The 18,421-nt window shown below is 65.0% G+C and carries 20 protein-coding genes; 4 read left to right on the top strand and 16 right to left on the bottom strand.

Annotated features, from left to right (window positions below; genetic code table 11):
• Nucleotides 1–43: 43 nt before the first annotated feature.
• From K5658_RS20560 to K5658_RS20505, 12 genes are all read right to left on the bottom strand, one after another.
• A complete protein-coding gene (locus K5658_RS20560) occupies nt 44–1,126 on the bottom strand; it encodes an ATP-binding protein (RefSeq protein ID WP_221064909.1) in 1,083 nt (360 codons plus the stop codon).
• Nucleotides 1,123–2,673: a DUF5691 domain-containing protein gene (locus tag K5658_RS20555; RefSeq protein ID WP_221064908.1), complete on the bottom strand. Its 1,551-nt coding sequence runs from the start codon at nt 2,671–2,673 to the stop codon at nt 1,123–1,125. Before K5658_RS20555 ends, K5658_RS20560 begins: the two co-directional genes overlap by 4 nt.
• Nucleotides 2,673–4,001, bottom strand: coding sequence for an SWIM zinc finger family protein (locus K5658_RS20550; protein ID WP_221064907.1), 1,329 nt, complete (start codon nt 3,999–4,001; stop codon nt 2,673–2,675). Before K5658_RS20550 ends, K5658_RS20555 begins: the two co-directional genes overlap by 1 nt.
• 110 nt (nt 4,002–4,111) lie before the next feature.
• A complete protein-coding gene (gene ccmI / locus K5658_RS20545; protein WP_221064906.1) occupies nt 4,112–5,326 on the bottom strand; it encodes a c-type cytochrome biogenesis protein CcmI in 1,215 nt (404 codons plus the stop codon).
• A 40-nt stretch (nt 5,327–5,366) separates the two neighbouring features.
• Nucleotides 5,367–5,876 (bottom strand): cytochrome c-type biogenesis protein, encoded by a 510-nt coding sequence (locus K5658_RS20540; protein ID WP_246628523.1) that lies wholly within the window; start codon nt 5,874–5,876, stop codon nt 5,367–5,369.
• A complete protein-coding gene (locus K5658_RS20535; protein WP_221064905.1) occupies nt 5,873–6,403 on the bottom strand; it encodes a DsbE family thiol:disulfide interchange protein in 531 nt (176 codons plus the stop codon). The genes K5658_RS20540 and K5658_RS20535 overlap by 4 nt, the downstream gene beginning before the upstream one ends.
• Nucleotides 6,404–6,474: 71 nt before the next feature.
• Nucleotides 6,475–6,918 carry a flagellar assembly protein FliW gene (fliW, locus tag K5658_RS20530; protein WP_221064904.1) on the bottom strand — a complete coding sequence of 148 codons (444 nt, stop codon included), beginning with the start codon at nt 6,916–6,918 and terminating at the stop codon, nt 6,475–6,477.
• Between the two features lie 436 nt (nt 6,919–7,354).
• A complete protein-coding gene (hmuQ, locus tag K5658_RS20525; protein ID WP_221064903.1) occupies nt 7,355–7,660 on the bottom strand; it encodes a heme-degrading protein HmuQ in 306 nt (101 codons plus the stop codon).
• 17 nt (nt 7,661–7,677) lie between these two features.
• Nucleotides 7,678–8,139 (bottom strand): type II toxin-antitoxin system RatA family toxin, encoded by a 462-nt coding sequence (locus K5658_RS20520; protein ID WP_221064902.1) that lies wholly within the window; start codon nt 8,137–8,139, stop codon nt 7,678–7,680.
• A gap of 118 nt (nt 8,140–8,257) precedes the next feature.
• Nucleotides 8,258–8,716, bottom strand: coding sequence for a PAS domain-containing protein (locus tag K5658_RS20515; protein WP_221064901.1), 459 nt, complete (start codon nt 8,714–8,716; stop codon nt 8,258–8,260).
• Nucleotides 8,717–8,774: 58 nt separating this feature from the next.
• The gene (locus K5658_RS20510) at nt 8,775–9,242 is read right to left on the bottom strand and encodes an SRPBCC family protein (protein ID WP_221064900.1); all 468 of its coding nucleotides are present in this window, start codon (nt 9,240–9,242) and stop codon (nt 8,775–8,777) included.
• A 138-nt stretch (nt 9,243–9,380) separates the two neighbouring features.
• Entirely contained in the window at nt 9,381–10,535 is a 1,155-nt protein-coding gene (locus K5658_RS20505; protein WP_221064899.1) for an NAD(P)/FAD-dependent oxidoreductase, read from the bottom strand.
• A gap of 145 nt (nt 10,536–10,680) precedes the next feature.
• Between K5658_RS20505 and ccmA the strand changes: the two genes are divergently transcribed.
• From ccmA to K5658_RS20490, 3 genes are read left to right on the top strand one after another with little or no spacing between them, the layout of a single operon-like run.
• Nucleotides 10,681–11,310 carry a cytochrome c biogenesis heme-transporting ATPase CcmA gene (gene ccmA, locus K5658_RS20500; RefSeq protein WP_221064898.1) on the top strand — a complete coding sequence of 210 codons (630 nt, stop codon included), beginning with the start codon at nt 10,681–10,683 and terminating at the stop codon, nt 11,308–11,310.
• Nucleotides 11,307–11,984, top strand: a complete 678-nt coding sequence (ccmB, locus tag K5658_RS20495; protein ID WP_221064897.1) for a heme exporter protein CcmB — start codon at nt 11,307–11,309, stop codon at nt 11,982–11,984. The genes ccmA and ccmB overlap by 4 nt, the downstream gene beginning before the upstream one ends.
• Nucleotides 11,985–11,988: 4 nt before the next feature.
• The gene (locus K5658_RS20490) at nt 11,989–12,738 is read left to right on the top strand and encodes a heme ABC transporter permease (protein WP_281425918.1); all 750 of its coding nucleotides are present in this window, start codon (nt 11,989–11,991) and stop codon (nt 12,736–12,738) included.
• Between the two features lie 60 nt (nt 12,739–12,798).
• On the opposite strand, the gene K5658_RS20485 is transcribed toward K5658_RS20490, so the two are convergent.
• Complete coding sequence (locus tag K5658_RS20485) at nt 12,799–13,068, bottom strand: Lpp/OprI family alanine-zipper lipoprotein (protein WP_085216086.1); 270 nt, start codon at nt 13,066–13,068, stop codon at nt 12,799–12,801.
• Nucleotides 13,069–13,542: 474 nt separating this feature from the next.
• On the opposite strand from K5658_RS20485, the gene K5658_RS20480 reads away from it, so the two are divergent.
• Nucleotides 13,543–15,177: an alpha-D-glucose phosphate-specific phosphoglucomutase gene (locus K5658_RS20480; protein ID WP_221064896.1), complete on the top strand. Its 1,635-nt coding sequence runs from the start codon at nt 13,543–13,545 to the stop codon at nt 15,175–15,177.
• Nucleotides 15,178–15,254: 77 nt separating this feature from the next.
• Here K5658_RS20480 and rsmA read toward each other — a convergent pair whose 3' ends face one another.
• The 3 genes from rsmA to K5658_RS20465 are packed head-to-tail and all read right to left on the bottom strand — an operon-like array spanning nt 15,255 to nt 18,404.
• Nucleotides 15,255–16,040, bottom strand: coding sequence for a 16S rRNA (adenine(1518)-N(6)/adenine(1519)-N(6))-dimethyltransferase RsmA (gene rsmA, locus K5658_RS20475; protein WP_221064895.1), 786 nt, complete (start codon nt 16,038–16,040; stop codon nt 15,255–15,257).
• Nucleotides 16,041–16,071: 31 nt separating this feature from the next.
• Nucleotides 16,072–17,052, bottom strand: a complete 981-nt coding sequence (pdxA, locus tag K5658_RS20470) for a 4-hydroxythreonine-4-phosphate dehydrogenase PdxA (protein WP_221064894.1) — start codon at nt 17,050–17,052, stop codon at nt 16,072–16,074.
• Nucleotides 17,049–18,404, bottom strand: a complete 1,356-nt coding sequence (locus K5658_RS20465) for a peptidylprolyl isomerase (RefSeq protein ID WP_221064893.1) — start codon at nt 18,402–18,404, stop codon at nt 17,049–17,051. Before K5658_RS20465 ends, pdxA begins: the two co-directional genes overlap by 4 nt.
• Nucleotides 18,405–18,421 lie beyond the last annotated feature (17 nt).

The following is an 18,421-nucleotide window of genomic DNA, read 5'->3' as shown; positions in this document are numbered from 1 at the left end:
TGGTGCCGCCGCGTTCGGCCAGGATGTTTTCGATGCCGTGAGGCTAACCCTCGACCTCCCGGCAAGCCCGGTACAAATCCTTCCATTCCGACCGCTCCTTGACCACGGTTTCCAGATATTCCTTCCACACCACGGCGTCCTGCACCGGGTCTTTGATGATGGCTCCGATCAGGCCCGCCGCCACATCCCCCGACCGCAGCACGCCGTCGCCGAAATGCCCGGCCAGGGCCATGCCGCTGTTGATGACCGAAATCGCCTCCGCCGTGCTGAGGGTGGCGCTGGGGGATTTCAGCTTGGTTTTGCCGTCTTCGGTCTGGCCGTTCCTGAGTTCGCGGAAGATTTGCACCACGCGGCGCACTTCCTTGAGCGCGGGCGGTTCGGTCGGTAGTTCCAGGGCGCGGCCCAGTTCCGCCACCCGCTTGGTGACGATGGCGACTTCCTCGTCCTCGCTGGCCGGGGGTGGCAGGATCACGGTGTTGAAGCGGCGCTTCAGGGCGCTGGAGAGTTCGTTCACGCCCTTGTCGCGGTTGTTGGCGGTGGCGATGACATTGAAGCCGCGCACCGCCTGCACTTCGCCGCCGAGTTCGGGGATGGGCAGGGTCTTCTCGGACAGGATGGTGATCAGCGTGTCCTGCACATCGGCGGGGATGCGGGTCAGTTCCTCGATACGGGCGATGCGTCCGGTTTCCATGGCCCGCATCAAGGGGCTTTGCACCAGGGCTTGCGGCGACGGGCCTTCGGCCAGCAGGCGGGCGTAGTTCCAGCCGTAGCGCATTTGTTCCTCGCTGGTGCCCGCCGTGCCCTGGATCAACAGGGTGGAATTGCCGGCGATGGCGGCGGCGAGATGCTCCGATACCCAGGACTTGGCCGTGCCCGGCACCCCGAACAACAACAGGGCGCGGTCGGTGGCGAGGGTCGAGACCGCGATTTCGATGATGCGGCGCTGGCCGATGTATTTGGGCGTGATTTCGAAGCCGTTGTCGAGCTTGCCGCCCAGCAGGTAGGTCGAAACCGCCCAGGGCGAGAGTTCCCAGTTGGGCGGACGCTGGCGCGTATCGACGCGGCGCAGTTGGTCCAGTTCCTCGGCGTATTGGTGTTCGGCGTGCTGGCGCAGGATTTCGCTCATGGATCGGCACTCGCTAGTGGGGGATGTTGGTGCAGGAAGGCGCGGTGTTCCAGGACGGCATGGAACCGCGCCACGGCTTCGTTCAGGGATGGATGGGCGTCCTTGCGTTCCAGGGGCCGGGTGGCTTCGATGTCCTCGAAGAGTCCGGGCGGGATCAGGCAGGCGAATTGCGGCAGGGTCTCGCGCAGCCGGTAATCCCAGGTGGCTTCGCGCCGTCCCAGATAATCCGCCACCCGCCCCAGCGCGGCCTGGGCGAAACTGGCGGACACCGTCCCGCCGTCCAGCGGCAGGGATTCGCAGGCCAAGGCCAGGCCGGCCCCCGCGTTCTCGCGGGCCATGATATCCAGCCAGAGGGTTTCGCAGGCGTGCGGCGGCAGGTGGCGCAGGAAGCGGCGGTAGTCGTAGTGGACCCCCTTGGGCGGCTTGCGGGCGAGGAAGGCTTCCAGCCAGGGCGCGGCGGCGCTGGTTTCCGCCGCATCCAACCAGCCGCGCCACAGGGCGTTGCGCCATTCGCTTTTCAGTCCCCATTCCAGCACGTCCGCCGCCGCGAGTTCCAGGCGGGTTTCCCACCACGCCAACGGGGTGTTCCGGGTCAATTGGTACAGCCACCAAGCCCGCTGGCCCAGGGCTTCGCCTTTGGGCGGGGTTTCCTCCAGGGCGTCGGCTTTCCAGTCGGGGCCGAAGGCTTCCGGGGGTTCCAGCGTCCAGAGTTGCCGCAGCGATTTCCGCTCTTGGCCCAGGCAGGATTCCAGCCGCTCCGCCATGCGCCGGGCGTAGGCGCTGTCGGGTAATCGCACCAGCAAGGCGGCGGCGGCGATGCGGACTTCTTTCGCGCGGTCCTTCAAGGCGGCTTCCAAGGCGGCTTCGTCGTCCGGGCCGAGTCCTATCGCCAGTTCCATGAGCAGGGCGGCGCGTTCCTTGGCCCCCAGTTCCGGCAGGGCTTGGAGATAAAGGTCGCGGCCCTGGGCCGGATCGGTTGCCCGGCATCGTCCAAGATAGGCGGCGCGTTGTTCGGTGGTGCCGGTTTCCCAGGCGGAGATGTCCAACTCCAGGCCGCCCGAACCCACGGCATAGGCCCATTCGGGATTCCGGCCCGCCAGCCACAGGCCACGCTGGCCCAGCACGGGGCGCAACCCAGGACGCAGGGCGCGGCTGCGACGGCCCAGGTCCAGCGCCTCCGGCAACAGCCGCTCGGGCCAACGGACACCGGCCTTGGCCAAGCGGCGCAAGGCCTCGGCCTGCAAGCGCTCTGGGCCTTGGGCGAGGAGGATGGCGAGCGTGGCCGCCAATGCCGGGTCCGCGGCGGAGCCTAGGCTTTCGGGAGGACAAACCGCGGGCGGGTTTCCACCCGCGGGTGGGCGATAACCGGCGGCCCCGCAAACCGCGAACACCCCCGCCACGCCCAGCAAGGCGGAAGCCGGTTCCGTCCGTTGTTGGATCAATTGCTTGAGGGTGTCGCCGACCGCGCCCCCGGTGTCCGGCCATACCGGCGCTTGCCGCGCCACGCCGACCACGGCTTGCGCCGCCAAGGTTTCCAAGCCAGACATCAGCGTTGTCCTCCGGTCCAAACCAATTCCGGTGCCCAGGCGCTCAGGGGTAGCAGTTTTTCGCCATCCCATTCGCCGAACACCCCCATGGGCATCCCCCCGGACAAGGCCATTAAGCGCCAGCCCTCGCCCTCCGCCAGTACCAGGGGCAGGCGTCCGCCCTCCGCCGTATATAAAGCCCAACCGCCGTCATCGTATCCCGGCACGGCGGCGGGCACCGCCAAGGGCCAGGGGTTTTGCCAAGGGTTGGCGGCGATGCCTTGCGCCAGCGCGGTCCATTCGTCGTCGAGGGTTTGCGCCGGGAAATGGGCGGAACCCCCGGCTTCCGGCCCCGCCACCAGCAGGGCGCGGCTGGGACGGGTACCGGGATAATAGGCCAGGGTCAGGCGCAAGGCGGAGCCCACCAGGAAGGGCTGGGCGAACACCGGATTGCCATGGGCGAAATCCAGCAGCAAGGCGTGGCGTCCCGATTCCCGTCCGCGCAGCCAGACCCGCCGCTCCCATAGCCGCTCGTTCTCCTCGATCTGGCAGCCCAAGACTTCCCACAGGTCGGTCCAGCGCTCGCCCTGGGCCAGCACTTCATCCTTGTCCAAGGGCCAGCCCAGCGCGGCGCGGACATCGGCCTGGACCGGGGAGGGCAAGTCGGCGAAGCGGTCGAAGGCGTCCAGCAACAGGGCGAGCCGACCCATCGCGGCCAGGAGCCGTGCGGGCCAATCGCCGCCGGACCCGGCGATTTCGCCGAGCTTGCGGACCCGGAACGCCAGGCCGGGGGCTTGGGCATCGACCATCCGCGCCGCCAAGGCCCGCCAATCGGTCTTGGGATCGGCCAGGTTGCCGATACCCTGCCGGACTTGATCCTCCAGCCAGCGCCGCAATTCCGCGGCCCCCGCCGCCATGCGTTCCAGGCGCTTGGCTTCGCGCTTGGCGGCGGTGCCGGGATCGGCGGTGGTGGCGGGGGGTTCCGCTTGGGTTTTCTTTTCTTCCTGCCGCGCCGCCCGTTGTTGGCGCGAGGCCAGCCATTCCGCCACCCAGGCCGGTGGCTCGGTGGTGGCGATGGCGTCGGGTTTGCGGACTTGCAGTAGCAGCAAGGCCAAGCCGTGCTTACAGGGGAATTTGCGGCTGGGGCAGGTGCAACGGAAGGCGGGTCCGCCGCCCAGGTCGATTTGCACTTGATAAGGTTTGGAACCGCTGCCCTGGCATTCGCCCCACAGGGCGCTGTCGGATTGGCCCAGCGTAGGCCATTTGGCGGGTACGGCCAACCCTTGTCCGGCTTTGGCCGAGGCGGCGTCGGGGGCGAGTTGCAGGACTTGTTCGGGGGTCAACGACATGTTCCGCGCTCATGGGGTTGAGGGTTATCGCCGGTTTCCAAGCGGAACTTGGAAGCCGGCGATAGGCAAGCGTACCGGGCCTGTGGCTTTCTTGCCAGCGCGGTTAGACGCTATGGCGCCACCTGGTCCACCGTCACCGCGTAATGGCCGTCGTCCTCCGGCGCGAGTGGCGCGGTCTGGCCCTGGAGATCGCCGGGGCTGGGCGTGGGCTTGCCGCTTTTGGATATCCGCGCCCCGATCACCACCTGTTCGAACGACGACAGGTTCATGCCTTGCATCATGGCCATGGAATCGTCCAGCACCACCTCCAGCGGCAAATCCCCGGCCCGCTTCTTGACCACGGCCAGCGGCATGGGCGGGCCTTGGGCGGCGCGGGCGAAGATGAACAAGGCATCGTCCGGCGCGGCCCGGTCCTTGAAACCTTCGGCTAGCTTGACCTGGACATGGATGCGCTTGCCGGGCGCTGGGGCCTGGGCGGGCGGGGCGGTTGCGGCGGGGACGGGCAAGCCCTGGACCTCGGCCAGATAGCGGTCGATTTGGCGGGCTTCCTCGCTTTGCGGCGGGAATTGGGCCTTGAGCCGGGTCCAGTAGTCCACGGCCTGGGCGGTATCCTTGCGCTGGGCGGCGGCGATGCCCGCCATCCATAACGCGCCCTTGTGCTGGGGGTCTTGCTTCAGCACCGCCTCGACCAATTCGGTGGGCTTGCCTTCCAATACGCCTTGGTTGGCCCCGGCCAGGGCTTCGGCGTAATAGGCTTTGAGGTCGAGGTTGTCCGGGGCCAGCTTCATGGCGTACTCGAAGGCCGTGACCGCCTTGTCGGGCTGGTTCACGATCAACAGCGAGCGGCCCAACATGGTCCAGCCTTCCAGGTCGTTGGGATTCTGCTTGAGGCGCTCGGCTAGGCGCTGGATGCTTTCTTCCAGGCCGGACGGGGTATTGGGCTGGGCCTGGGCTTGGATTTGGGCCGGGGCCAGTCCCAGCAAATCGGGCCGTCCCAGCGAGAAATACGCCAGCAAGCCGACCAAGGGCAGGGCGACGAGCGTCACCGCCAGCGCGATGCGTCCGCCTGGGTCCGCTTCCGGGGCTTGGGGGGAGCCCGCCATTTCCAAATCGTCCAGCAGGCCGCGTTCCGATTCGGCGTCCAGCTTGCCCAAATCCCCGGCATCGGCGGTTTCCCGCGCCAGTTCTTCCTGCCGGTGCCGGTGCAATAGCAGGTTGAGTTTGGCCCGGTCGGCCCCGCCGCCGGTCTTGCCGGTCAGGGCGGGCAGGAAGCAGGTATAGCCCAACAGCAGCAGCAAGGCCGCCGCGATCCAAAATTCGATCATCTTCGATTCCACGGGGGTTCGGCATAGCCCGGTCGGGGCGCTAGCCTTCGAGGTTCTTCTTGAGCCGTTCCAGGCGCTGGCGTTCTTCGTCGGTCAGTTCCAGCCGGGCCAGGGTGGGGCGTTGGCGTTGATGCTTCCACAGGAACAGCGCCACCGCCAATAGGATCAGGACCGGCCCGGTCCAGAGCAATACGGTGATGGGCTTGACCGGCGGGCGGTACAGGACGAAATCGCCATAGCGGTCGGTGAGGAAGCGCACCGCCTCCTGTTCGCTCTGGCCGCTTTGGATGATGCCGTAGACCTCGTCGCGCAAATCCTTGGCGAGATCGGCGTCGGAATCGGCCAGCGATTGGTTTTGGCACACGAGGCAGCGCAGTTCCTCGATCAGGTTCTCGTAACGGCGCTGCTTGGCGGGGTCGTCGAATTGGCGGACTTCGACCGCCAGGGCGGAACCGGCGAAAAGGCCCGCGAGGAACAATAGGATGAAGCGGATCGTGAAGGGGGAGCCTTGCAACTGGCGAACAGAGGATAGCCGGGTTGAACACATCATGAGGGGGAGCCTTGCAACTGGCGGATCAGGGGGAGCAGGGTATTTTCCAGGATTTCCGGGGTGATGGGCCCGGTGAATTTGTGGCGGATGATCCCGGCCCGGTCGATGACGAAGGTTTCCGGCACGCCGTACACGCCCCAGTCGATGCCGGTCTTGCCGTCGGCGTCGAAGGCGCTGGCGGTGTAGGGGTTGCCATAGCGGTCGAGCCAGGCCAGGGCATCCTCGCGCTGGTCCTTGTAGTTGAGCCCGTAGATCGGCACCAGCTTGCGCTTGGCGAGTTCCACCAACACCGGATGTTCCTGGCGGCAGGACACGCACCAGGAGGCCCAGACATTGACCAAGGCCACTTGTCCCTTGAAGTCGGCGGGGGCCAGGGTTTTCTGGGCGTCGGCGACCTGGGGCAGGGCGAAGGCCGGGGCGGGTTTGCCGATGAAGGGCGAGGGCACTTCCCTGGGGTCGAGGGTCAGGCCGATGGCGAGGAAGATCACCATCACGAGGAAGACGGCGAGGGGGATGAGGAAGCGCATGGTGGGGAATTCCAGGGCGAAAAAAGCATCGGCGGGACCGCCCCGCCGATGCCTGCCATTATCGCATGGGCTCAATGGGTTTGAGCGTGGACCAGGGCATTCAACAGGGCGCCGGATTCGATATTGTCCAGCACTTTCTGTAAGGCCTTGCGGTTTTTGACATTCACCACCAAGGGCGCGCCGATAGCGCCGTGGATGCCGGGCTGGTCGGCTTTTTTGTAGAGGATGAGCAAAACCTGGGCGTCCTCGGGGCGTTCCAGGCCGATCAAGGCGGCTTCGCGGTCGTCCAGGGCGAAGTCGTAATGGATGCCGAAGCGGACGGGGTCGGCCACGGAGAGGCTGAGGTCGGGGCGGTCCGCCGATTGCAACCAATGCACCAGTTCGTCGCCGCCTTCTTGGTGGAAGAGCTTGAAGTGCGTGCAATCCTCGAAGCCGACGATGCCTTCGGGGAAATGGAGGAGGGTGTCGGGGTCGATGGGTTGCTCGCCGAAAGCCAGGGTGGGTAGGGCTTGCATGGGGGGCTCCTGGGTTTGGGGGGGGGAAAGGCGCGATGGGCCGAATGGCCCTGGGGAAAGTTTATACCGGGATGGGGAAAGGCTTGTTCCCAAGCGGGTTGGGGAACAAGTTGTCCCGTATATGGGGTGTCGAATCCATTGTGGGAGGCGGCAAGTTCCTCTGGTCGGCGTAATCCAGGGATAGGAGGTTTTGGCTCATGGAGAAGGCTCCTGCACAAAGGGTGGATGGGAGGTTGCGCGGAGTTTCGTGTGTGGGCAAGCCGGGCGGGGCTTGGGGGCGGACGCTGGAAATTTTAAAGCTGGCTTTGGTCTTGATCCACAAGCGTCCAAAGCCAGCTTTGGATTCCGGCCCGGGTCGTGAAGGGCTGTCGAGCGGGGGAAATATAAAGACGGGAACTGGATTCCCAAGCCCGAACCTGGGAACCCGGCGAAAACCTCAAATCACCGCGTCGAACAACTCCAACTGCGGTGATCCCAAATAAATACCCTTGGCCGCGCCCGCCCCCGAATGCGCCTTGCGGAACGCCTCGGAATGGGTCCAAGCCTCGAACGCTTCCCGCGACTCCCACACCGAATGCGAGGCGAACACGCTGTATTCCTCGGTGGCCGGGCCTTGCAACAGATGGAATTCCTTGAACCCCGGCACTTCGTCGAGATAAGACTCGCGCTTCCGCCAAATCTCGATGAACTCCTCCTCCTTGCCGGGCGCGATCCTGAAACGATTCATGGCGATGAACAACATAATAAGCTCCTAAGGGATTAACGGCGTTGGGCCGGGATTTTGGGCCGCTCGCCATATTTGCGGGCGGCTTGGTCGCAGAAAGCCTGGACCATGGACCCGGCGACCTCCTTCAGGAAGCCGCCGAAAGCCACGCCCAGCAAGGCATTGGCGAACTCGTAATCGAGCCGGAACGTGGTCTCGCAACCGCCCGAGGCCAAAGGCTCGAACCGCCACACCCCGCGCAATTGCTTGAACGGCCCCTCGACCAGTGTCATCTGGATGCCCCGGCCCGCCTCCATGGTGTTCTCGGTGGTGAAGGACAGCTTGATCTTGCCCTTGGCCAGGGTCAGCGCGGCCTTGAGGCGGGTGGGCGTCTTGGAAATCAGCTTCACCGCCGAACACATGGGGACGTAGCTGGGATAAGCCTCGATATCGTTGACCAGTTCGTACATTTCCGTGGCCGTGTAATTCACGCACACGCTCGTAGATATGTTCGCCATACCCGAATAACCTGCTGTTGCTTTGGAAGAAAATCCGCCATGGCGGGCCGCCACGGCGCGGACTCTAGCCCGAATCCCACGGCGACTCAACCTCCCCGCCGCCCAGCGGCCCCCTTGCCTAGGCCAGCCTGCCGACCTGTTCCAGGGTTTCGCTGAGGCGCTGGATTTCCTCCTCCGCCTCCACCTGCCGGGTCACGTCGTATTGCACCCCGAGGTAGTAGATCAAGCCGCCCTCGCGGTCGAACAAGGGCGTCAGGGCCAGATGGTTATAGAACAGTTCGCCGTTCTTGCGGTAGTTCCTCAGGGTGATTTCGATGGGCTGGCATTGGCCGATGGCTTCCTTGATCCGGTGGCGGATGGCCGGGTCGGGGTCCGGGCCTTGCAGGAACCGGCAATTGCGGCCCAGGATTTCTGGCTGGGTGTAGCCGGTGATGGTCTCGAACGCCTTGTTGGCGTAGACGATGGGCATGTCGTCCAAATCCGGGTCGGCCAGGGTGACGCCGTTCACGCATGCATCCAGGATCGTCGATAACACCTGGGGAATCAGGCCGGGGTCTTTTTCTGCCACGAAGAACATGGGTCTCCTCCCGCGTGGATGGTGTTGTTATGGGCCGGGCTTGCCCGGCGGGGGGCGTTCAGGGCCGGCCTTCGATCAAGCCCTTGAGATTCTGGACGGTGCGCTCGGCCCCTTCCTGCACGGCGAGCCGGATCAATTTCTCGAAGGGCCGCATATAGAGTTCCAATTCCGGCAGTTCGAAGGTGAACGCGACCTGGGTGGCCGCATCCGGGTCGGCCCGCCGCAATTCGTAGGCGCAATGATAGGCGTTGGAGACGCCGCTGAAGGCGATGCGCCGGTTGGGTTGGAGATCGGTGACGGCGAAGGTGGATTCGCTGCGGTGGCCGCGGTCAACCCGGACCTGCCAAGCCATGGAACCGACCTGCACCGGACCGTTGGACAGCGGTTTCAATTCGACCACCTCGGGCGACCACTTGGGGTAGTTGCTGAAAAATTCCTCGCCGATGAAATGGAACACGTCCTCCACGGGCTTCTTGATGACCGTGCTGGCCTTCGCCACGACCGGCTGTTTAGCGCCAAACAACATCGCTGTGCCTCCTTTGGGTTGATGCCTAACGAAACCGTCTCTTCCTTTTTATCCCGCTGGCCGCGGGTCTGCGGGTTCCCGAGCGCGGCTTGGGAATCGGCGATAGCGGAAAATATCGAATGCCGCCGACCGGGCCGTTCACGGCATATAGGTATCGACCCCCGCCAGCAGTAGATCGTATTGGGCCTCGACGATATCCTTCGCCACCTTGGCGGGCGCGCCGCCCACCACGTTGCGTTCGAGGCCGATCCAGCCCACCGCATCCTCCGGTCCCAGGCTGACGACATAGCCCAGGTCGCGGTAGAGATAAGGTTCCAACAGCCGCACCGGACTGGCGTGGCGCAGGATGTTGCGGGCCGCGAGCCGGCCCTTGCGCAGGGCGGTCTGGGCGCTCAGGGCGTTGGAGCCCGGCGGGCGGTAGCGCGAGCAATCCCCGGCGGTATAGATGCGTTCCAGCGCCGCGCCGCCGCTCACGACCTGGCCGAACCAGTTGGCCTCCCAGCGCTGGGCCGGGTTGTTGCCCAGGAACAATAGCGTCAGGTCCGAGGCCAAGGCCAGCGGCTGGCCGGAAGCGCGGGCTTGGAGCTGGAGGACGCCATCGGCCTGGGCCTGGAACCTTTGGTCGGGGTGGTAATCGATGCCGAGATCGGCCAGACGGACCTGCGCATAACGGCCCAGGCCGGGCCGGAATTGGCCGAGCGGGGCGGGGTCGGCGTCCACCAGCCGCAAACGGCAGGCGCTGCGCTGCCGCTGGAGGTAATGGGCGATCTCGAACAGGAATTGGATGCCGGTCGCGCCGCCGCCCACCACGGTCAGATAGCGCCCACGGGACTCGATGGCGTCGCGGTAGAGGTCGATCAAGCCGGAGCCGGTTTCGGTGCTGAAATCGTCCAGGTCCAGGGTTTCCGGGCTTTTTTCCGGCTTGCGGTAGCTGCCGCCGGTGGCGATCAAGAGGTAATCGAACTCCAGCGCCGCGCCATCGACCGTCAGGGCGCGTCCGGTATTCCATTGCGACAAGGCCGGTTCGTCGATGGGCAGCGCGGCTTGGACATGGCGGAAACCGAAGCGCCGGCCCAAGGCGCTGAACGGCACCTGGAACTCGGCCAGCGGGCGGCGGAAACTTTCGTGGAGACGGGTGATTTTGAGATGGTGGGGACGGGGGTCGATCAGGACCAGATCGGCATCCGGGCGCTGTGTCCTGAGGGCCGATAAAGCCGCCAAGCCCGCATAGCCGCCACCCGCGACCACGACCCGCAAGCGCCGTCTGCCGGGCATATAAAATGGCATGAACATGATGACCCCTTCCTGTTTCGGCGTGGATTGTAGAATTCCATTGCCGGGATAGACCGCCCATGATGGGGGAAAATTCAGCGTAAGCCCGGTCGGGTTTCTGCGATAATGCGCCCCCATGTCCGTCACCCGTCCATCGCATCCCCCCATGACCGGGACTCCCCCCGCCCTCGAAGCCCACCGACTCGAATGCCTGCGCGGCGATATCCCGCTGTTTTCGGGGCTGGGTTTCGGCGTCGCGCCCGGCCAGATCATGCAGATCGAAGGAGCCAATGGCAGCGGTAAAACCAGCCTGCTCCGCATCCTGGCCGGGCTGAGTCCCCCGAACGAAGGCGAAGTGCGCTGGCGCGGCACCAACATCGCCCACCGGCGCGCGGCCTTCTTCGCGGAAATCGGCTATCTCGGCCACCACCTGGGACTCAAGGCCGAACTCTCGGTGGGCGAAAACCTGCGTTTCGCCTTCGCCCTGAACGGCGCGGCCCTGGGCCAGGACAAACTGGAGCAAGCTCTGGACCAAGTGGGCCTCCTGGACCGGATGGATTTGCCGGTCCGCGCCCTCTCCGCCGGGCAGCGGCAGCGGGTGGCGTTGGCCCGGCTGGTGTCGTCCCCGGTGGCGTTGTGGATACTCGACGAACCCTTCACCGCGCTGGATGTGGGCGGCATCGCCCTGGTCCAACGCCTGCTCGAAGACCACGCCACCCGCGGCGGCCTCGCGGTGCTGACTTCGCACCAAGCGGTCGAGCTACGCGGCGGCTTGGTCAAACTGACCCTGGCATGAACGAACTTCTCCGCGCCTTCCTGGCCTTGCTACAGCGGGATTTGCTCTTGGCGTTCCGGCACCGGGGCGAATTGGTCAATCCCTTGCTGTTCTTCATGATCGTGGTGACGCTGTTCCCCCTGGGCGTCAGCCCGGAGGAAGCCTTGCTGCGCAAGATCGCGCCGGGCGTGATCTGGATCGCGGCCTTGTTGGCGGCGCTGTTCTCGCTGGAGAACATGTTCCGCTCCGATTTCGACGATGGCGCTTTGGAGCAAATCGCCCTCAGTCCGCATCCCTTGGCGGTGCTGGTGCTGGCCAAGGTGTTGGCGCATTGGCTGGTGAGCGGCCTGCCCATGCTGCTGATGGCCCCGGTCTTGGCGCTGTTCCTGGCCCTGCCCGGTCCAGCGGTCTATGCCCTGGAAATCACCCTCCTGGTCGGCACACCCTTGTTGAGCCTGATCGGGGCCATCGGCGTGGCTTTGACGGTGGGCCTGAGGCGCGGCGGGGTGTTGCTGACCCTGTTGGTTTTGCCCTTGTATATCCCGGTCCTGATCTTCGCCACCAATGCCGTCGCCGCCGCCGCCGCCGGGATGCCGGTGGAGGGGCAGCTTTATTTCCTGGGCGCTTTGCTGGTCTTGGCGCTCACCCTCGCGCCGCTGGCGACCGCCGCCGCGCTGCGCATCAGCCTGAGTTGACACCATGTGGAACGCTATCTGGTTGTTTTTCCATAAACTGGCCTCGCCCAAGCATTTCTACCGGATCGCCGGGAAGCTCATCCCCTGGCTGGGCGGCGTCACCTTGATCTTCATGGTCGCGGGGCTTTACCTCGGCCTGTTCGTGGCCCCGCCCGATTACCAGCAGGGGCAGAGCTATCGCATCATGTTCGTGCATGTGCCGAGCGCCTGGATGTCGATGTTCATCTATACCTTCATGGCGGTCCTGAGCGCCATCCACCTGATTTGGAACATCAAGCTGGCCGATGTGATGGTGCGCGGCTCGGCGGCCCTGGGGGCGTCGTTCACCTTCCTGGCCTTGGTGACGGGTTCCCTATGGGGCAAGCCGATGTGGGGGGCGTGGTGGGTGTGGGATGCGCGGCTGACCTCGGAATTGATCCTGTTGTTCCTGTACCTGGGCTATATCGCCCTGGTCTCGGCCATCGAAGAGCCGCGTTCGGCGGCGCGGGCCGGGGGCGTGTTGATCCTGGTCGGCGTGGTGAACATTCCGATCATCCATTACTCGGTGGAATGGTGGAACACCTTGCACCAAGGCCCGACCGTGACCAAGTTCGACAAGCCCTCCATCCATTTCAGTATGTTGCTACCCCTGCTGCTGATGGCGCTGGCGTTCCAGTTCTACTATTTCACCGTGGCGCTGATGCGGGCCAGGGCCGAGGTGCTGGACCGGGAGCGGCGCAGCGCCTGGGCGCAGGACGTGGTGGAAGGCGCATAAAAAAAACCCGGTGGGGGCGACCCCGCCGGGTTTTTTTAATCTTTCGCGCAGGGCGAACGATTACTTCATGGCGCCTTTACGGAAGCCGCGATCCAGCTTGTCGTTGATCGCCTGTTCAGCGCGTTGAGCGGCGGCAGCGGCCTTGTTGGCGGCGGCTTCAGCAGCCTGGGCGGAGGACAGCGCTTCGTCGGCGGTGCTCTTCACGGAGGAAATTTCAGCCTTCAAGCCATCAACCTGGGTTTGCAGGTTGGTGATGTCGGACTTGCTCGCGCAGCCCACGGTCAGGCCGGCAGACAACAAAACTGCGGTCAACTTGATTGCTTTCATCATTGCTTCTTTCCTTTTTATTGGATTGGAAAATTTTACGGGACATCGCCGCCCGATAGGGCGACGAATGCCACTCAAGTTTTAGTTTGCCGGGAATCCGGCGCTCTTGCCACCATTATTTTTGCACAACTTAGCCAATTTTCACCAGCATGGTCCCGGTCCGGCCCGGTGCCTTGGCGTGACTTCACTGGCATGTCTTGGGAGGCGGCGGTGTGGCGGCTCGCCGGAAAGGCCGATAGGCCAAAGATTTCGGGCGGATAAGGCCCTATTGGAGGGGAATTCCGGCTCCGTGGCGTGAAATCCGGCTTGAAGTTAGACGGCCCATCGTCGCGGGTTGGGTAGCAGTTTATTTCTTGACATTCCCAGGAGATTGCGCCCTTCCGCGTGACATCCTCCCACCGGCCAGCCCGGATTGCCCGGCCCGTTTCCGCGGTAAACTATTCCGGTCGCTTCAGCCAGCTCATCAGGATTACCTCCATGCAGATCGAAACCCGCAAAACCACACCTTATTCGGATCAAAAGCCCGGTACTTCGGGCTTGCGCAAAAAGGTCAAAGTCTTTACGCAGGAGAACTACCTAGAGAACTTCGTGCAATCGGTGTTCGACACCCTGGGCGATGTCGCCGGCCAGACCCTGGTGCTGGGCGGCGACGGACGCTATTTCAACCGCCAAGCCGCACAGACCATCATCAAGATGGCGGCGGCCAACGGCGTCGGGCGGCTGTTGGTGGGGCAGGGCGGCCTGCTCTCGACCCCGGCGGCGTCCTGCCTGATCCGCAAATACAAGGCCTACGGCGGCTTCGTGCTGTCGGCCAGCCACAACCCCGGCGGTCCCGACGAGGATTTCGGCATCAAATACAACGGCATCAACGGCGGCCCGGCCCCGGAAAGCCTCACCAATGCCGTCTACGCCCGCAGCCAGGCCATCACCGAATACAAGATCGCCGCGATCCCCGACCTGGACCTCGATACCCTGGGCGAAACCGCGCTCGATGGTATGACCGTGGCCGTGGTCGATCCGGTCGGCGACTATGCCCAGTTGATGGAACACTTGTTCGATTTCAGCCTGATCAAATCGGCCCTGACCACCGGGGCCATCAGCCTGTGCTTCGACGCCATGCACGCGGTCACGGGCCCTTATGCCAAGCGCATTTTGGAAGACCGCCTGGGCGCGACGCCGGGTTCGGTGATGAACGGCGTGCCCTTGGAGGATTTCGGCGGCGGCCATCCCGATCCCAACCTGGTCTATGCCCACGATCTGGCGGCGCTCATGTACGCCCCCGGCGCCCCGACCCTGGGCGCGGCCTCGGACGGCGACGGCGACCGCAACATGATCATGGGCAGCAAGTTCTTCGTGACGCCCAGCGACAGCGTGGCGGTGATGGCGGCCAACGCCCATCTGCTGCCGGGGTATAAATCCGGCCTGCGCGGCGTGGCCCGTTCCATGCCGACCAGCCAAGCCGTGGACCGGGTGGCGGCGGCGATGGGTATCGATTGCTACGAAACCCCGACCGGCTGGAAATTCTTCGGCAACCTCCTGGATGCCCGCAAGATCACCTTGTGCGGCGAGGAAAGCTTCGGCACCGGCTCCGACCATGTGCGCGAGAAGGACGGGCTGTGGGCGGTGCTGTTCTGGCTGAATTTGGTGGCGGTGCGCAAGCAATCGGTGGCCGATATCGTGCGGGAACATTGGAAGAAGTTCGGGCGCGATTATTACTCCCGTCACGACTATGAAGGCATGGCGCTACCGGCGGGCGAAGGCATCATGGCCCATCTGCGCGAACAACTGCCCAGCCTGCCGGGCCGGAGTTTCGGGGCGTATACCGTGAGCTTCGCCGACGATTTCAGTTACACCGATCCGGTGGACGGCAGCGTCAGCGCCCAGCAGGGCATCCGCATCGGCTTCGACAACGGTTCGCGCATGGTCTTCCGCCTGTCCGGCACCGGCACCGAAGGCGCGACCTTGCGTATCTACCTGGAACGCTACGAGCGCGACCCGGCGCTGCACAACCAGGATACCCAGGTGTTCCTGGCGGATTTGATCGCCCTGGCCGAGCAATTGGGCGGGGTGAGGCAGCGTTCGGGGATGGAAGCGCCCACGGTCATCACCTGAGGCGCGTTGGGTTGGAATTAAAAAAGCCCGGCGGGGGGTGGCCTGCCGGGCTTTTTCGCATCTGCCGCCGGTCCGCCCTATCGCGATTTCTCCACCCACCGCCGCGCCATCCGCGCATACTCCTCCAAGCCCAAAGTCTCCGCCCGCGCATTGGGATCGATCCCCATGGCTTCGATCTCGCGTTCCTCGAACAAGGTCTTGACCGAATTCCGCAAGGTCTTGCGGCGCTGGGAAAACGCCGTGGCGACCACCTTGCCCAGCACCACGGGGTCCACCTCGACCGGCGGCGTCGCGTGGGGCACCAGCCGCACGATGGCCGACACCACCTTGGGCCGGGGATGGAAGCTTTCCGGGGGGACTTCGAACAGCTTCTCGGCCCGGCAGTGATAACCGGCCATGATACTCAAGCGGCCATAGTCGGAAGAGCCGGGCCCGGCGGCCAGCCGGTCCACCACCTCGTTTTGCAGCATGAAGTGCATATCGTGGATGCCGTCCACCTGCCCGAACAGGTGGAACATCAAGGGCGTCGAGATGTTGTAGGGCAGGTTGCCGACCACGCGCAGTTTTTCGTTCCCTTCCCGCAGGCCGCGGAAATCGAAGCGCAGGGCGTCGGCGCTGTGGAGTTGGAACCTGGGGTCGGCGGCGAATTTGCGGCGCAGCCCCTCGGCCAGGTCGCGGTCGATTTCCACGGCGTCCAGGCGGCGGCAATTCGGCAGCAGGGTTTGGGTCATCGCGCCTTCGCCCGGCCCGATTTCGACCAGATGCTCGTCCAGGCCCGGCGCAATCGCCATGAGGATGCGGTGGACCACGGCGGTGTCGCGGAGGAAGTTCTGGCCGAAGCGCTTGCGGGGGATATGGCTCATCGAAGTCGGATAGCGTGGATGGAAGGACGATTCAGCGGCGGGTGGCTTGCATGGCGATGGCGGTGTCGAGGGCGGCTTCCAGGCTCCCGGCATCGGCCTGCCCGCTCCCGGCCAGATCGAGCGCCGTGCCATGATCGACCGAGGTGCGGACGATGGGCAGGCCCAAGGTGATGTTCACGGCGCGGCCAAAGCCCAGGTGTTTCAGCACCGGCAAGCCTTGGTCGTGGTACATCGCCAGCACGGCGTCGGCCTCCGCCAAATATTTCGGCAGGAACAAGGTATCGGCGGGCAGGGGGCCGGACAGGTCCATGCCCGTTTCCCGTAGCTGCGCCAACACCGGCTCGATGATGTCGATTTCCTCGCGGCCCAGGTGTCCGCCCTCGCCCGCGTGGGGATTGAGGCCGCAGACCAGGATGCGCGGCGCGGCGATGCCGAAGCGGGTGCGCAAATCCCCGTGCAGCACCCGCAGCACGGTTTCCAGGCGGTCGCGGGTGATGGCGCGGCTGACCTCGCCCAGGGGTAGATGGGTGGTCGCCAAGGCCACGCGCAGCCCCGGCGCGGCCAGCATCATGACCGGCTCGCCGCCGGTGATGGCGGCGATGAATTCGGTATGGCCGGTGAAGGGTATCCCGGCCTGGTTGATGACGCCCTTGTGGACCGGGCAAGTCACCAGGGCGTCGAAGCGCCCGGCCAGACAGGCGCGGGTGCCCTGGGCGATGGTGTCCAGCACGTAGCGGGCGTTGGCGGGATCGAGCCGGCCGGGCACGACCGGGACGGCGGTGGGGAGCGGCCAGACCTTCAGCGTGCCGGGCCGGTGCGCGTCCAATCCCGTGTCGGGGCCGATGGTTTCCAGGCGCAAGGGCATCCCGAGTCGCGCCGCCCGCGCCGCCAGCACGGCGGGGTCGCCGAGGGCCGCGAGGGCGCAGGGCCATGTTTTCTGCGCCACGGCCACGCAGAGGTCGGGACCGATCCCGGCGGGCTCCCCGGTGCCGAGCAACAGCCGCGGCGTCATCGCAGCGTCTCGGGGACGTAGGAACTGGGCGAAGTCTGATCGTCGAGCCGGATTTCGACATAGGCCTCGTCGCGGATGCGGCGCATCCACAATTCGGTTTCCTCCTCCACCTTGCGCTTGAAGATTTCGTCGCGGGCCTGTTTCTTGAGCAATTCGCCGGTGTCCTGGGATTCCTCGCGTCCCAGGACCTGGATCAAATGCCAGCCGAATTGGCTTTGCACCGGCTCGCTGATCTGGTTCACCGCAAGATGGTTCATGGATTCTTCGAATTCCGCCACCAAAGCCCCCGGTTGCACCCAGCCCAGGTCGCCGCCCTTGACCGCCGAACCCTTGTCGTCGGAATGGCCGCGGGCCAGCACGGCGAAATCGTCCCCGGCCTCGATGCGGGCCCGGAGCGCCAGCAGCTTGTTGCTGGCGTCCTCGTCGGTCAGCACCTCGTTGGTCCGGATGAGGATATGGCGTACATGGGTCTTGGTGATGTGTTCGCCGCCCGCGCCCTTGACACCCAACAGCTTGATGATATGGAAACCACTGGGGCTGCGGATCGGGTCGGCGATTTCGCCCTCGTGCATCTTGGGCACCTGCTCGGTGAACAGGCTGGGAATCTGCCCCAGCTTGCGCCAGCCCAGTTCGCCGCCGTTCAGGGCTTCGCTGGAATCGGAGGCGGTCATCGAGGCTTGCTTGAAATCCAGGCCGCCGCGCAGGTCCTGGACCAGTTTCTCCGCCCGTTCCCGCGCCTTCTGCACCTCGGCGGGGGAGGCGGCCTGCGGGGTGGCGACGAGGATATGCCCCAGGAGGTATTCGCTGTCCTGCCCGGCGCTGGATTCGCCCCGCGCCGCCAGCCATTGCTCCACCTCGCGGTCGCTGATCTTGATCTGGCTGTTGACCTGGCTGGCCCTGAGGCGCTGGACCGTGATCTCGCCCCGGATTTGCTCGATGAAATCGGCGTATTCCACGCCTTCCTGGCGCAGCGAGCTACGCAGTTCGTCCGGGGTCATCTTGTTGCGCTGGGCGATTTGCTGCACGGCTTGGCGCAGGGTTTCGTCGTCCACCCGGATGCCTATCTTCTCGGCCAGATGGAGCTGGATTTTCTCGATGATGAGGCGTTCCAGCACCTGCCGGGCCAGGACCGAATCCGGCGGCAGCCGGGTATCGCTACGGCTGGCCAGGCTGTGCTTGATCTCGGCGAGTTTCCTATCCAACTCGCTTTCCAGCACCACATCGTCCTCCACCACCGCCACGATGCGGTCCAGGGAGGTATCGGCCCAGGCCGGGCCGGACAGCCACCCCGACCACAGGGCGAATCCTAAACCGCAGAGATATAGGATTATCGATCCGCGCTTGCATTGCATAAAGGGAGATACCGGAA

Source organism: Methylomagnum ishizawai, from assembly GCF_019670005.1.
GTDB lineage: Bacteria > Pseudomonadota > Gammaproteobacteria > Methylococcales > Methylococcaceae > Methylomagnum > Methylomagnum ishizawai.
Note: the sequence above shows the minus strand (reverse complement) of the source record. Positions and strands in the feature narration are given on the sequence as shown.

Excerpts from the sequence above, each read along its gene's own strand:
- ccmI (WP_221064906.1), bottom strand. The coding sequence starts at position 5,326 with ATGATCGAATTTTGGATCGCGGCGGCCTTGCTGCTGCTGTTGGGCTAT.
- K5658_RS20520 (WP_221064902.1), bottom strand. The coding sequence starts at position 8,139 with ATGGCGAACATATCTACGAGCGTGTGCGTGAATTACACGGCCACGGAA.
- K5658_RS20480 (WP_221064896.1), top strand. The coding sequence starts at position 13,543 with ATGCAGATCGAAACCCGCAAAACCACACCTTATTCGGATCAAAAGCCC.
- K5658_RS20560 (WP_221064909.1), bottom strand. The coding sequence starts at position 1,126 with ATGAGCGAAATCCTGCGCCAGCACGCCGAACACCAATACGCCGAGGAA.
- ccmB (WP_221064897.1), top strand. The coding sequence starts at position 11,307 with ATGAACGAACTTCTCCGCGCCTTCCTGGCCTTGCTACAGCGGGATTTG.
- rsmA (WP_221064895.1), bottom strand. The coding sequence starts at position 16,040 with ATGAGCCATATCCCCCGCAAGCGCTTCGGCCAGAACTTCCTCCGCGAC.
- K5658_RS20505 (WP_221064899.1), bottom strand. The coding sequence starts at position 10,535 with ATGTTCATGCCATTTTATATGCCCGGCAGACGGCGCTTGCGGGTCGTG.
- K5658_RS20535 (WP_221064905.1), bottom strand. The coding sequence starts at position 6,403 with ATGCGCTTCCTCATCCCCCTCGCCGTCTTCCTCGTGATGGTGATCTTC.
- K5658_RS20485 (WP_085216086.1), bottom strand. The coding sequence starts at position 13,068 with ATGATGAAAGCAATCAAGTTGACCGCAGTTTTGTTGTCTGCCGGCCTG.
- K5658_RS20465 (WP_221064893.1), bottom strand. The coding sequence starts at position 18,404 with ATGCAATGCAAGCGCGGATCGATAATCCTATATCTCTGCGGTTTAGGA.
- K5658_RS20490 (WP_281425918.1), top strand. The coding sequence starts at position 11,989 with ATGTGGAACGCTATCTGGTTGTTTTTCCATAAACTGGCCTCGCCCAAG.
- ccmA (WP_221064898.1), top strand. The coding sequence starts at position 10,681 with ATGACCGGGACTCCCCCCGCCCTCGAAGCCCACCGACTCGAATGCCTG.
- K5658_RS20540 (WP_246628523.1), bottom strand. The coding sequence starts at position 5,876 with ATGATGTGTTCAACCCGGCTATCCTCTGTTCGCCAGTTGCAAGGCTCC.
- K5658_RS20510 (WP_221064900.1), bottom strand. The coding sequence starts at position 9,242 with ATGTTGTTTGGCGCTAAACAGCCGGTCGTGGCGAAGGCCAGCACGGTC.
- pdxA (WP_221064894.1), bottom strand. The coding sequence starts at position 17,052 with ATGACGCCGCGGCTGTTGCTCGGCACCGGGGAGCCCGCCGGGATCGGT.
- hmuQ (WP_221064903.1), bottom strand. The coding sequence starts at position 7,660 with ATGTTGTTCATCGCCATGAATCGTTTCAGGATCGCGCCCGGCAAGGAG.
- K5658_RS20550 (WP_221064907.1), bottom strand. The coding sequence starts at position 4,001 with ATGTCGTTGACCCCCGAACAAGTCCTGCAACTCGCCCCCGACGCCGCC.
- K5658_RS20555 (WP_221064908.1), bottom strand. The coding sequence starts at position 2,673 with ATGTCTGGCTTGGAAACCTTGGCGGCGCAAGCCGTGGTCGGCGTGGCG.
- K5658_RS20515 (WP_221064901.1), bottom strand. The coding sequence starts at position 8,716 with ATGTTCTTCGTGGCAGAAAAAGACCCCGGCCTGATTCCCCAGGTGTTA.
- fliW (WP_221064904.1), bottom strand. The coding sequence starts at position 6,918 with ATGCAAGCCCTACCCACCCTGGCTTTCGGCGAGCAACCCATCGACCCC.